This is a genomic window from Stomatohabitans albus (genome assembly GCF_036336025.1).
GTDB classification, from domain to species: domain Bacteria; phylum Actinomycetota; class Nitriliruptoria; order Euzebyales; family Euzebyaceae; genus Stomatohabitans; species Stomatohabitans albus.
Genome location: NZ_JAYKKE010000002.1, coordinates 25354 through 38080, shown reverse-complemented (window position 1 = coordinate 38080; position 12727 = coordinate 25354). Strand labels below are relative to the sequence as shown.

11 protein-coding genes are annotated in these 12727 nt (G+C 52.8%); 2 read left to right on the top strand and 9 right to left on the bottom strand.

The window, feature by feature from the left end; all coding sequences use genetic code 11:
- Positions 1-36: 36 nt before the first annotated feature.
- The 4 genes from VCU37_RS05220 to alaS are packed head-to-tail and all read right to left on the bottom strand — an operon-like array spanning position 37 to position 5469.
- Positions 37-834, bottom strand: a complete 798-nt coding sequence (locus tag VCU37_RS05220) for a shikimate dehydrogenase family protein (RefSeq protein WP_336249579.1) — start codon at positions 832-834, stop codon at positions 37-39.
- Positions 831-2270 (bottom strand): endolytic transglycosylase MltG, encoded by a 1440-nt coding sequence (mltG, locus tag VCU37_RS05215; RefSeq protein WP_336249578.1) that lies wholly within the window; start codon positions 2268-2270, stop codon positions 831-833. The genes VCU37_RS05220 and mltG overlap by 4 nt, the downstream gene beginning before the upstream one ends.
- A gap of 7 nt (positions 2271-2277) precedes the next feature.
- The gene (ruvX, locus tag VCU37_RS05210) at positions 2278-2742 is read right to left on the bottom strand and encodes a Holliday junction resolvase RuvX (protein WP_336249577.1); all 465 of its coding nucleotides are present in this window, start codon (positions 2740-2742) and stop codon (positions 2278-2280) included.
- A complete protein-coding gene (gene alaS, locus VCU37_RS05205) occupies positions 2743-5469 on the bottom strand; it encodes an alanine--tRNA ligase (RefSeq protein ID WP_336249576.1) in 2727 nt (908 codons plus the stop codon).
- A 106-nt stretch (positions 5470-5575) separates the two neighbouring features.
- On the opposite strand from alaS, the gene VCU37_RS05200 reads away from it, so the two are divergent.
- A complete protein-coding gene (locus VCU37_RS05200) occupies positions 5576-5977 on the top strand; it encodes an HIT family protein (protein ID WP_336249575.1) in 402 nt (133 codons plus the stop codon).
- A gap of 78 nt (positions 5978-6055) precedes the next feature.
- On the opposite strand, the gene VCU37_RS05195 is transcribed toward VCU37_RS05200, so the two are convergent.
- From VCU37_RS05195 to hrcA, 3 genes are read right to left on the bottom strand one after another with little or no spacing between them, the layout of a single operon-like run.
- Entirely contained in the window at positions 6056-6805 is a 750-nt protein-coding gene (locus VCU37_RS05195; protein WP_336249574.1) for an RsmE family RNA methyltransferase, read from the bottom strand.
- Positions 6798-7940, bottom strand: coding sequence for a J domain-containing protein (locus tag VCU37_RS05190; RefSeq protein WP_336249573.1), 1143 nt, complete (start codon positions 7938-7940; stop codon positions 6798-6800). Before VCU37_RS05190 ends, VCU37_RS05195 begins: the two co-directional genes overlap by 8 nt.
- A gap of 30 nt (positions 7941-7970) precedes the next feature.
- Positions 7971-9047, bottom strand: a complete 1077-nt coding sequence (gene hrcA / locus VCU37_RS05185; RefSeq protein WP_336249572.1) for a heat-inducible transcriptional repressor HrcA — start codon at positions 9045-9047, stop codon at positions 7971-7973.
- A gap of 199 nt (positions 9048-9246) precedes the next feature.
- Between hrcA and VCU37_RS05180 the strand changes: the two genes are divergently transcribed.
- Positions 9247-9723: a hypothetical protein gene (locus tag VCU37_RS05180; RefSeq protein WP_336249571.1), complete on the top strand. Its 477-nt coding sequence runs from the start codon at positions 9247-9249 to the stop codon at positions 9721-9723.
- A gap of 32 nt (positions 9724-9755) precedes the next feature.
- Here the strand turns inward: VCU37_RS05180 and hemW are convergent, their stop codons facing one another.
- A complete protein-coding gene (hemW, locus tag VCU37_RS05175) occupies positions 9756-10871 on the bottom strand; it encodes a radical SAM family heme chaperone HemW (RefSeq protein WP_336249570.1) in 1116 nt (371 codons plus the stop codon).
- A gap of 7 nt (positions 10872-10878) precedes the next feature.
- The gene (gene lepA / locus VCU37_RS05170; protein WP_336249569.1) at positions 10879-12687 is read right to left on the bottom strand and encodes a translation elongation factor 4; all 1809 of its coding nucleotides are present in this window, start codon (positions 12685-12687) and stop codon (positions 10879-10881) included.
- Positions 12688-12727: the final 40 nt, after the last annotated feature.

Here is a 12727-nt window from a genome sequence, read left to right as displayed (position 1 = left end):
ATTCCTGTATCGGTTACTTAGGACTGATTGTGAGTCTTATTTACGTCCAAGTGCCCTTTGCATTACGCCTGGTGGTGGCTGATGGGTAAACCACCGTTCAAATGCAGCCTCCGCCTGAGCTACCAGCATGCCTGTCCCATCTACTGCTTTGCCACCAGAATCACGCGCAGTAATGAGAAACGGACTATTTCCTTCATAGTTCAAGTCCAAGGCAATACGTCCTGGCCCCAATCCCATGTACTCAGCATCTAAGGACTCCCCATTTCGACCGAGCGGCGTCGCGTTAATAACGACACGTGGTTTGCCGTGCTTCGTTGGTGGCTGCCCACCGAATAGGCATGCCAGTTGCATGATGGCCTTGGCCCGATCTGGACGCCTGGCGACACAGGTGACCATGGCCCCTAACCGCCCTGCAGCCACGGCAGCGGCTCGTGCAGCGCCACCCGCGCCGATAATCTCAACCCAATCTTCTGCTTGAACCCGCAATTGGGTAAGTACGGTCTGGAGCCCAATAGCGTCGGTATTGTCAGCCCACAATTGCCCGTTATCCCAAAACAGTGTGTTGGCCGCCCCGACCCCACGGGCTTCTTCTGTTTGGGCATCAGCAAAGGAAAGGACAACCCCTTTATGCGGAATCGTGACATTTAACCCCCACATACCGATGGCGACCAGACCCTCAAGGGCAAGCTCAATACGGTCTGGAGGAACCGAAAATGCGAGGTAAACCGCATCAACACCGGCTGCTTCAATCGCGGCTGAGTGGATGACTGGGCTCAGGCTGTGGGCGACAGGAAACCCAACGAGCCCAGTCAGCCGGGTCTGCGCAGTGGTCACTGCTGCGCCGGTGCTTCTGTGGGTGCCGGCGGTGCTGCCTTCTCACGTTCGTTCATCAAACGACGAAGATTTGCCACATTTTGTTGGTGTTCTTCAAAGGAGGTCGAAAACGCATGCGTTCCTGCATTCAAGTCATTGACGACGTAATAGAAGAACGGCGTATCTGCCGGTGCTGCCGCTGCTTGCAAACTTGCTTTACCAACATTGGCGATAGGCGTAGGTGGCAACCCATCATTCGTGTACGTGCTCCATGCGCTTGAGAACTCATAGTCCGCATTCGTCAGGCGTGTGGGTCGATTACCAGTTGCCCGTGCGATCGCATACACAACTGTGGCATCTATTTGGAGGCGCATCGGTTTATTTAGGCGATTCCGGATGACCCCAGAAACAACCGGGCGTTCAGCATCCACCGCAGTTTCTTTCTCAACCAAACTGGCAATGATAAGTGTCTTATACAGGTCAAGGCCAGGAGCGGCACCGGCAGATTCCACCTGTTTAACGGACTCATCGACAAAGTGCTGGAGGACTTCTTCTGCCGTGTCCTCGGTATAGATCTGGTAGGTGTCTGGCCAGATAAAGCCTTCGAGTCGCTGAGCATCTGCAGGCAAATCGGTGGGCACCCATTCAGGTAGCTTCACGTTTGCCGCTGCCGCTTGATATTGCTCGGCGGTGTAGGGTGAACCGGGAGTTTGCCCCATCCGGTGGAAAATCTGGCCAGCGCTTAATCCCTCAGGAATCGTAAGTGCCCACGTTTTAACTTCTTTGCCTTCGGGTTTGGCCGTGATCACATCAAGGATCTCAGACACAGTCATTCCGCCGGCCAACTTGTAGGTACCTGGCTGGATCTGGTTCGCGCGACCATCTGCACGCGCCTCGTTTGAAAACGTAAAACTATTTCCAACAAGACCCGCATCGGCCAAAATCGTGCCGACCTCGGCAACCCCTTGCTGCTCAGGAATAACGACTTCTGTGGTAATTCCGCGACCAAGGGTGCCCGCGGTGCTCTGGGTCAAAAAGTCATGGAGCCACCAGGTACCGCCACCTAAGACTAGGACGAGTACCGCAATGGTCACCCATGAGCCAACACTTAACCCACGACGGCGAGGGATTTCTTCGTAGTAATACTCGTATTCGTCTTCGTAGACGTCATCCTCATCAGGTTCAAGTGGCAAATAGCGCTCTTCAAAGTCACGCGCATTGCTCGCTTGCTGTTTAACTTCGGCTTCACGAGCTTTCCGCTGGTCCTCAGCAAGGCGTGTTTGAGTGAGGCGGTCATCCTCTGAGCGTTTCGATGGTCGTGCAGGCTCACGCTCACCTTCAGCTTCACGAGCAAGGCGAGCACTCTGGCGTTCCAAGAACGCCTCATAATCAGCGCTAGCTTTCGACTTACGGAACCGCCAACGAGATTGGTCGCCTCCGTCAGAGGGTGATCCCATAGTGTTACTACCCTTCACCTGTGTGTGATTGTTCTAACCAGGAAGCCAAAATAACCTGTGCAGCCGCCATATCACGCTCACCACTTGCCCGTTTAGCCCGTTGTTTTTTCGCAGAAAGTCGAGGACGGTCACGTGGTCCACGGTCGGCTTGCCGACTTGAAAACCGTTCATCCATGAGTTCTACGTGTACATCAGGGCCCATTAAACCCTGGAGCTTATCGGCCAAGTCCCGCGCCGCCAAACTTGCTGGGGTTTCTTCACCTGAAAGACCCCGTGGCCACCCCACGATAATGGTGCGAACCTGCTGATCTTGTGCAATTTTGGCGATCGCTTGGGGGGCGTCGTCACCGCCAGGTACAACGGCATGGCCCGTGGCAACAAGACGATCAGGATCGCTCAAGGCAATCCCAAGTCGGACCGTGCCAGGATCAATACCCATAACACGGCCAGGGCGATCAGCGATCACGACCATTTAGGCTCCGGCGTTTGCCAAGCGATGTTGGGCTTCGTTAACAGCAGCGCTGATGGCTTCATCAAGTTTTGCCCCATTCTTTCCACCAGCTTGAGCAACTGGACCTCGGCCACCTGCGCCGCCCCCAACAATCTGGGCACCAGGACGTAGCACTTCAGCCGCATGGACACCGGCATCAACCAAATCATCGCTGACTGCGGCAAGGAGCATCGCTTTCCCGTCTTCACTCATCGTGCCAACAATGGCAACCCCCGATGAAAGTTTGGAGATGACACCCGTGGCGAGTGAACGCATTGTCTCATGGTCAGCAGCTTCAAGCACTGTTTGCACAATCGTTGCGCCTTCTCCATTCGCCAGCGTGACTGACACACCATTGGCGATGAGTTGATCAATCCTGCTCAAGACACTCGATTGACGAAGGGCCGCCATCTGCTTTTCAAGCGCCGCTAAGCGTTGCAACATTTCGGCAATCCGTTCGGGAGCTTGGGCCAGGGGTACCTTCAACTGCTTGGCAACTTGATCGGCGATTAGTGCTTCAGTACTTAATTGACTAAAGGCGTCCGTGCCGGTGAGCGCTTCAATGCGGCGCACATTATTCGCAATAGAGCCTTCGCTCAGAATTGTAAATAAGCCAATCTCGCTAACGGAATGAACGTGGGTACCGCCACAGAGTTCAAAACTGTAATCACCGATGCGTACAACCCGAACCTGGTCACCGTATTTTTCACCAAAGAGTGCAGTAGCCCCAGCTTTACGCGCCTCCTCTTGGCTCATAATGTCTGTTTCTACCGTGTCATTAGCAATGATCCGTTCATTGACCATCGCCTGAATGGCAGTCAGCTGCTCACGGTCAACCGATGAAAAATGAGGGAAGTCAAAACGGAAACGGCCCTGATCGATGGCGCTACCAGCCTGAGTGGCATGGTCACCGAGTACCTGTTTGATGGTGGCATGCAGAATATGGGTTGCGGTATGGCCTCGAGAAATACTGCTACGCCGTTTCGTGTCGATTGCAGCATGGACATCATCACGAACCCGTAGCGTGCCCGCTTCCACCACACCGTGATGCCAAATCAACCCGTCAGCTGGACTCGTCGTGTCGGTAACCCGAAAACGACCATTCGGGGTTGTGATAACCCCGTGGTCACCGAGCTGCCCACCACCCATGGCATAGAACGGTGTGCTCGCGAGCACAATGGTGACCTCAGCACCTTCCTCAACTTCTCCAAGAAGGTCATCGCCAGCAATGATGGCTGAGAGCTGGGAATCAGCTTCAGTGACATCACGCAAAAACTCGTTGAATCCCGATGTAGAAGCCACACGCTTGGCAATATCGGTTGTGCCAGCGATACGCTGATCCTTTGTGGCGGCTCGCGCCCGAGCACGCTGTGCCTCCATATGTTCTGCAAACGCATCACGGTCTAACGTCAGCCCGGCTTCTTCAGCGATTTCTACCGTAAGATCAACCGGGAATCCATAGGTATCGTGCAACGTAAATGCACTTTCTGCATTTAATGCTGTTTCACCTGACGCCTTGGTCCGTTCAATCTCGGTATTGAGCATCGTCAAACCACTTTGAAGGGTGCGAGAGAAGGTGTCCTCCTCAGCTTGGGCAACCCGGGTAATCAGTTCTGCCTGTTTCTTTAAATCTGGCCACGGCGTACCCAGCGTATCGATCACACTCGCCATCATGGGCGTCATCATCTGCCCATCAAAGCCAAGATGGCGTGCGCTCCGCACAATGCGACGGAGCAACCGTCGCAACACATATCCGCGCCCTTCGTTAGACGGCAATACCCCATCAGAGATCAGGAAGGCACTTGCGCGTGAATGTTCAGCAATAACTCTGAGTGCAACGTCTATCTCATAACCTTCTTGGGATTCTTCTTCAGCACCGTGGTAGCGACATGCCGTAAGGTCAATGGCCGTATCCAACATGGGGCGAAGTAAATCGGTTTCGTACACGTTCGCCACATCTTGTTTCAACATCGCCACACGCTCTAATCCAGCGCCCGTATCAACACTGGGTGCTGGGAGATTGCCAACAATGACATCGGTACCGTAGAGCTCTGGATCCCCACCATCGCTGCGTTCATATTGCATGAACACGAGGTTCCAAAACTCGATATACCGATTCTCATCTACCTCCGGGCCACCTTCGGCACCGTGGTCAGGTCCGCGGTCGTAATACAACTCAGTACACGGCCCGCAAGGACCGGCCCCACCTGTTGACCAGAAATTATCGGCTGGCCCCATACGAACAAGACGTTCTTTCGGTAAGTCGGTGCTGTTGAGCCAAATCTCAGCGGCCTCATCATCCTCTTTGAAAACACTCACCCAAATCCGTTCAGGCTCAAATCCCCAGCCGCCCTCTTCCAGTGGTTTGGTTGAGAGCTCCCATGCCCATGGGATTACTTCACGTTTGAAATAGTCACCAAAGGAGAAGTTTCCGAGCATTTCAAAAAAGGTGAGGTGACGGGTTGTCCGTCCAACATTCTCAATATCGTTTGTGCGGATACACTTTTGGGTTGTTGTCAGGCGGGTGTGGGGTGGTTTTGCTTCACCGAGGAAATACGGTTTGAACGGAACCATACCAGCGACATTTAATAACAGAGTGGGGTCTGAAGGAATCAGACTTGCACTAGGTAAAACCCGATGATCGTGTGCTCGGAAGAACTCCAAAAAATTAGAGCGGACCGCTTCTGAGGATGTTGATGACGATGTCATTAGGGCTCTTCCTTTTCTTGCTCGTGGTTTTACACGGGTACCTACGATACCCGTTGCGCCTTTGAAGGTATGCATTCACGAGGCAGGGAACTTGTATGCTCAACCTATGAGTACAGTCTTCACAAAAATTATTAACCGAGAGTTGCCTGGCCGATTTATCTATGAAGATGACGTCTGTGTCGTGTTTCTCACGATTGAACCACTGACACCGGGCCATTGTTTGGTCGTGCCACGCGCTGAAATCCCAACCTGGCTTGAGTTAGATGACCCGACTCGTAACCACCTCTTTGCAGTCGCCCAACGGATGGGCCGCGCCGTAACGACCGCATTTGGTTCCCCGATGGCTGCACTGATCATTGCCGGCTTCGATGTACCCCATACCCACCTTCATGTTGTTGGCGCAGCCAATGCTGACCAGTTGCATTTTGCCCACGCAACCAATCCAGGTGATGCAGCATTAGACGATGCCGCTGAGCGCCTCCGTGCTGCACTTGAGCAACTCCCCTAGTCCGTGTAGCACCCTTACGAACAGGCCCAACGGCCGACGCTATCCGACTGGTCGTTGAGATCTGTCACCTTGCTCGCCTTACCCTAACCGGCCAAGATGCCAGGCACCGAGTGCTGCTGCGGTAACCCCTGCCGTTTCGGTTCTCAAAATCTGTGGCCCCAACCTGGCCGGAGTCATGTTGCTCATCTCAACTTCTTGAGCGGTTAGCCCGCCTTCAGGACCGATAAGGAACACAAGATCGCCCACATCATGGCTGTCTAAGACGACACTCAGTGGTGTTGTGGCTTCTTCCCACAACACAATACCGGGCATATCGGTGGGTATCGAGCCTATCGGCGACACAGTCATCATCCACGCGCGACGGCTCTGTTCAGTTGCGCTATTCGCAATTGCTTGCCATCGGGTTACCAGCATTTGTGCTTTATTGGCATCAAGTTTTCGGTCGCATCGATCAGTCAGAATGGGATAAAACTGATCAACCCCTAGTTCGCAAGCCCGCCGTATAACCTCATCAAGTTTTTTCCCTTTGGGAATAGCCTGTACCAAGCTCAACAGCCACGGCCACCGTGTTTGGGTCCAGGTTTGTTCAACCACAACATGTACGTGCATGTTACTCAGCGACTGCACACGGGTTTGAGCTATATGACCACACCCGTCAGTTAAGCTGATGGGTTGTCCGGCACGGCTTCGTAACACCTGCGCGAGATGCTTAGATGCTTCACGACCAAGATGTACTACACCTGACTCAGCCTGGGCTGGCCAGTCAGGCACAATCAGATGGTGCCCAACTGTTGGGATCGGTTGATCTGCCGATAGCGGACTAGTCACCGGTGAAGGCATCCTTAATCCGGTCAAAGAACCCACGAGTTACGTGCTTAGCAGGATTAACATCTTCACCACGTCGTTTAGCAATACCTTCAAGTGCTTCACGATCTTCAGGGCTCAAATCCCGTGGGGTTTCAATCAGGCAGTGAACATGAAGGTCGCCACGCTCACTTGAACCGAACCGAGGCATTCCCTTGCCCTTCACCACCAGTTCACGCCCAAATTGTGTACCGGCAGGAATCTCAACGGGAACCTGTTCACCATCGAGCATCGTCACGTCTGTCGTTGACCCTAAGGCGGCAGGAATCATGCCAATACGCAATTCCATATGGAGGTCATCACCTTCACGCTGGAATGTGTTGTGACCGCTCACCCCAACGCGGACGTACAAATCCCCATTTGCCGCGCCTCGACGGCCGGACTCACCGCGGCCTTCAACTCGCAGTCGTTGCCCTGATGCAATACCAGCGGGAATACGAACCTTAATCTGTTCGTCTTTAACAACACGGCCTTCCCCGTCACACACCGGACAAGGATCTGAAATGACCGCCCCGTCTCCGCGACAGGTTGGGCAAATCCCTTGGGTCATCATTTGCCCAAATAGGCTATTGCGTACTTGTTGGACAACACCGCTGCCATCACAGGTTGGGCATGTCACAGGATCCTGTTTTGACTCGCTGCCAGTTCCCTCACACACATCACAGGTACGCCCAAGCCGCACATCTACCTTGCGTTCCACACCTCGGAAGGCTTCTTCGAGGCTGATAACGGTGTCAACAATCGCATCACGGCCTTCATTGACCGGCCCACGACGCCCACGTCCACCCATGCCAGGCTGGGCGCCAAAGAGCATAGAGATCAGGTCGTTAATATCGCCCATACCGGCACCGGCGAAGGGATCTCCGCCCATACCGCCCATACCACCCATCGGGCCACGTGGGTCACCGTATTGGTCATAGTTCGCGCGAGCCTGTGGGTTTTTAAGGACCTCATAGGCGGCTTGTAATTCTTTAAACGCATCTTCATCACCACCTGTATCGGGGTGAAGTTCTCGGCTTTTCTTGCGATACGCCTTTTTTAATTCCTCTTCGGTTGCGTCTTGAGACACACCCAAAATGGCATATAAATCTGCAGCCAACGTGATTTTCCTTTAGATACGTTCGAGTAGTTATGCAGGTTGATTATCGGAGCTTGAACCCGTCATGGAGCCAATGGCGTCACTCAGGACATCAGCAACAACTTCTACGGCATCCAGAGTGGCACTATAATCCATTCGCGTTGGCCCCAATATCCCTAAATGACCCTCACACGAGTCAGTAGCTTCATATTTTGTAGCTACAACAGCGTAGGGCGCTAGCTCCCGTAACGGGAGTTCCTCTCCAATTCGCACGGCTGGGTCAGCATCATTGAGTGCGTCATGGAGTACTTGCAAAATTGATACCTGCTCTTCAAGGGTTTCATACACCCGTTTAAAATGGTCGAGTTGCCCGTACGGATCAGCTTCCATTAATAATGACTGGCCGCCCACATACAGCGTTTGTGGTTGTGATTCATTTGATGCTTGCCACGACTCGGCAAGCTGGCTCAGCAACTCCGCAAGCTCTGAAGGGGCGCCAGGGATTAATCCGGTAATCGCACTTGGAGCGTCTGCGGCACATAAGCCAACAACAGCCATATTCACGACATGTCCAGATCGCGCAACCTCGTCACTCCCGATTGGGGCGGCCAGTTTGAGCATCCGCTTCGTTACTCTACCGGTGTCTGCAATGATGACGGCCAGAACCTGTTCAGGGCCGAGCGCAACGAGTTCTACGTGCTTAATCAGGGAGCGGTGGAATGACGGCGCCACCACAAGGCTGGCAAAACGGGTCAGTCTGCTCAGCGCACTGGTTGCCCGCTTTAATAAATCATCAAGGTCAGTTGCCCCACCAAGCATGTGGGTTAAGGCGGCTCGTTGGTCATCACTAATCACTAGCGGCTCTTTGTGATGCGTTCGCCGTGCAGAGAGGGCATCAACAAACCAACGGTAACCCTTGTCGGTGGGGATACGCCCGGCACTGATATGCGGATGGTCGATATACCCAGCTTCTTCAAGGGCAGCCATATCGTTCCGAACCGTGGCCGCGCTCACCCCGAGCCCGGTTTCTTCAACAATCGTCCGGCTTCCCACTGGTGCGCCTGAACGCACATGGGCTGCAATAATGCCCAACAATACGACCGCCTGACGTTCGGATAGTTGGGGCAAATTCGGAGACTGAGTACCTGTCATAGCCTCCAATGCTGCCATGCGTGTGGCCAAGTACCCATTTGTTCCTTGCCTTTCTCAAGATAAGGCATCAAATCTTTTGTATTCCACCATCACGTATGATTAATTATAGAGGCACTAAAAATATACCCCTTTTATCTATAGTAAATTACTTAATATCTACCATGGAGACTATATAATGGCATCTATACCATACGCTGACTATGGATTACTATTCATTGGTATTATCTCAGCCATAACAGCCTTTATCCAGTGGCGCGAGCAGAAACATAGGAATTCTATCGAATTGGCTTCCGGCCTAACGGCCTGGTGGGCTAAAAGCTGTAGTAATGAAGGCGATCTATGGGGTGTTATTATATATAATGCAACGTCGCTTTCGTTCTACGATATCGAGATTAAAGCGAGCGGGAATTTCAATCCCAATGCAAAGCCTATACAAATTCAGGCTATACCACCTGGTCGTTTCTATATTGAAGGCAAGCATGAGAGTGATACATACGATTGGGGATTTCCTAAAGAAATTAGAGATTATGCTCATAGCAACTATGAAGCTATAGTATGTTCAAAAAATCATACTATTAGACAAATGAGATATAGCGATTTTACTAATAAAAAATGGATTTGGAGTCCTGAACGAGGTATTACTTCATCTTAGTAAAGATTGCTTGCAAGGAATAAAAAGATCTCTTAAATGAGGGCACGCACAATGCCATCAACTTGGTTGAAATGAGTCGGAGGAACATGAATCATTTCACCTTGGTCGATTAGTAGCCCGGACGTATACAAGGCCTGCAGTTGTGCTGCGTCTAATGGCTCAACACGTGTTTTTGCAACACCCTCCACGGTACGCAACCCCATCATCAAGGCTTCAAGGCGCAGTGCATCAGCATCAAGTTGCTCACTCCCCCCTTCAGGTGACTGATGTTGGGCAATCGCCTTCAAATAGCGGTCAATAGAGCGAGTATTCCACCATCGCCGATTGCCAAGAGCTCCGGTCGCTCCTACCCCTGCGGCGAGCCAGTCATCACCGTGCCAATAGGCGAGGTTATGACGACAACGGTTATACGGGGTACGTGCCCAATTACTCACTTCGTAATGGTCCCAGTCACTAAGCAGTTCAGCAGTCACGGCTAAGCGTTCGCCCTGGAGATCCTCATCAGGGATGAGTTGGGGATTGATTTTCGCTCGTCGCCCATACGGAGTGGCTGGCTCCACGGTTAGCGCATAGGCACTGAGATGGTCAGGGCCAAGATCAAGGGCGGTCTGTAGGCTGCCAGCCCAACTCTCCACCGTTTCACCTGGGGTGCCAAAGATAAGATCCAAGCTCACTTGCGCGATGTTGGCATCACGTACGTGCGTAACCGCTTGGGCTACTTGCCCGGGACGATGCCAGCGACCCAACAGATCAAGCACCATCGGGTCAAAACTCTGTGCCCCCATGCTCACCCGATTAATCCCGTGGTCTGCGAGACAGTTGGCGGTTATTGCCGTCACGGTTTCAGGGTTAGCTTCAATCGTCCATTCCGCATCTGGCGCCCATTGGAATGCGGTGCTAATCGTGTCAAGCATCTCGGCTAAGTGCGTCGGCTCAAGCAGGGTGGGGGTACCGCCCCCGATAAACAAGGTGTGCAGGGTGTGGCCCTCCCACACTTGTCCAATACGGCGTAACTCCGTGCATAAGGCATCGACATAGTCAGCCATTTGATCGTCACGGCCAGCAAAGGTAGTGAAATCACAATAGTCACACCGTTTCGCACAAAACGGCACGTGAACATACAGCCCCCGTGGAGTTCCAACGGGCATACCCCGACTAATCCCCCACTGATAGCGCGGCAACAAAGGCTTCTTGGGGAACCTCAACGGTGCCCACACTTTTCATACGCTTTTTACCGGCTTTCTGCTTTTCAAGTAGTTTGCGCTTACGACTCACATCACCGCCATAACATTTGGCCAACACATCCTTGCGACGTGCCTTGACCGTTTCACGACTAATGATCTTTGACCCGATCGCTGCCTGGATAGGCACATCGAAGAGCTGGCGTGGAATCAATTCACGGAGACGGCCCACCATGCCTTTGCCATATTCATAGGCTTTGTCACGGTGCACAATTGAACTAAACGCATCCACGGTTTCGCCATTGAGCAAAATATCGACCTTCACCAGGTTTGCCGCTTTGGGTTCTGCCGGCTCGTAGTCCAGTGACGCATAGCCACGGGTGGAGCTCTTTAGCTTGTCAAAGAAATCGAACACAATTTCAGCGAGAGGCAGGTTGTAGCGAATCTCAACGCGCGTTTCGGTCAGATAATCCATTTTCAGCATCGTGCCGCGCCGACCTTCACATAACTGCATCACTGCCCCGACAAACTCACTCGGCGTATAAATCATGGCGTTGACAGTCGGTTCAACGATTGAGCTGATAAACCCAGCGTCAGGGAACTCAGCAGGGTTGGAGACGTGGAGCACCCCATTATTGGTGGTGGTTACGTCGTAAGCCACACTTGGGGCGGTTGCCACAAGCGGAATATTGTATTCACGGTCCAAGCGTTCAGTGATGATTTCCATGTGCAATAGCCCAAGGAAACCAGCACGGAACCCGAACCCTAGTGCTGCTGAGGTTTCTGGTTCAAAATTAAAACTCGCATCATTCACTTGAATCTTTTCCAAAGCATCACGAAGCTCTGGAAAATCTGCGCTATCAACGGGATAGAGCCCACAAAAGACCATCGGTGTGGGTTCACGGTATCCAGGCAAAGGTTCTGGGGCTGATTGTTTTCCACCTAAGGTGATCGTGTCACCGACCTTTGCCTCGCCGATCCCCTTGATAGCTGCCGTCAAATAGCCCACTTCACCAGGGCCAAGCTCATTAATGGGCATTGGCTCAGGGCTTGTGACGCCGAGCTCATCAATTGTGCCGGTAAACCCAGTAGCCATCATCTTGATGGCATCGCCGGTGTGGAGGGTGCCGTCCATAACGCGGGCGTACACAATCACCCCGCGGTAGGAATCGAAAATAGAGTCGAAAATAAGGGCGGTGGTTGGCGCATTCGGGTCACCGGTGGGGGCTGGTACTCGACGAACAATTTCTTCGAGCACCTCGGGAACCCCAACCCCGGTTTTGGCACTCACCTTCAAAATATCCTCTGGGTCTCCACCCAAAAGCCCACAAATCTCAGCGGCTACCTCATCAGGGCGTGCCGCAGGCAAGTCAATTTTGTTCAGTACCGGAATGACTTCTAATCCGGCATCGATAGCCAGGTAGAGGTTCGCAATCGTCTGCGCTTCCATCCCTTGTGCGGCATCCACCAGCAAAATGGCCCCTTCACAGGCGTTCATCGCCCGACTCACCTCATAGGAAAAGTCAACGTGACCAGGAGTATCAATGAGGTTCAAGAGGTATTCATTACCGTCGGAGGCGGTGTAGGGCATCCGCACACTTTGAGCCTTAATCGTTATGCCGCGTTCACGTTCAATGTCCATACGGTCTAGGTATTGATCTCGCATCTGGCGCGCATCAACTAGATTGGTAGCTTGCAACATGCGGTCGGCCAATGTGGACTTGCCGTGGTCAACATGGGCAATGATCGCGAAATTACGGATGCGGTCAATAGGGTAAGACATAAGGTCCAATGTTATCGCTTGCGCACAGTGCTACCCTGGC

What these genes read in the sequence shown, in the direction of transcription:
- hemW (WP_336249570.1), bottom strand. Translation starts at nt 10,871, where the DNA reads ATGCCCGTTGGAACTCCACGGGGGCTGTATGTTCACGTGCCGTTTTGT.
- lepA (WP_336249569.1), bottom strand. Translation starts at nt 12,687, where the DNA reads ATGTCTTACCCTATTGACCGCATCCGTAATTTCGCGATCATTGCCCAT.
- alaS (WP_336249576.1), bottom strand. Translation starts at nt 5,469, where the DNA reads ATGACATCGTCATCAACATCCTCAGAAGCGGTCCGCTCTAATTTTTTG.
- ruvX (WP_336249577.1), bottom strand. Translation starts at nt 2,742, where the DNA reads ATGGTCGTGATCGCTGATCGCCCTGGCCGTGTTATGGGTATTGATCCT.
- VCU37_RS05200 (WP_336249575.1), top strand. Translation starts at nt 5,576, where the DNA reads ATGAGTACAGTCTTCACAAAAATTATTAACCGAGAGTTGCCTGGCCGA.
- VCU37_RS05180 (WP_336249571.1), top strand. Translation starts at nt 9,247, where the DNA reads ATGGCATCTATACCATACGCTGACTATGGATTACTATTCATTGGTATT.
- mltG (WP_336249578.1), bottom strand. Translation starts at nt 2,270, where the DNA reads ATGGGATCACCCTCTGACGGAGGCGACCAATCTCGTTGGCGGTTCCGT.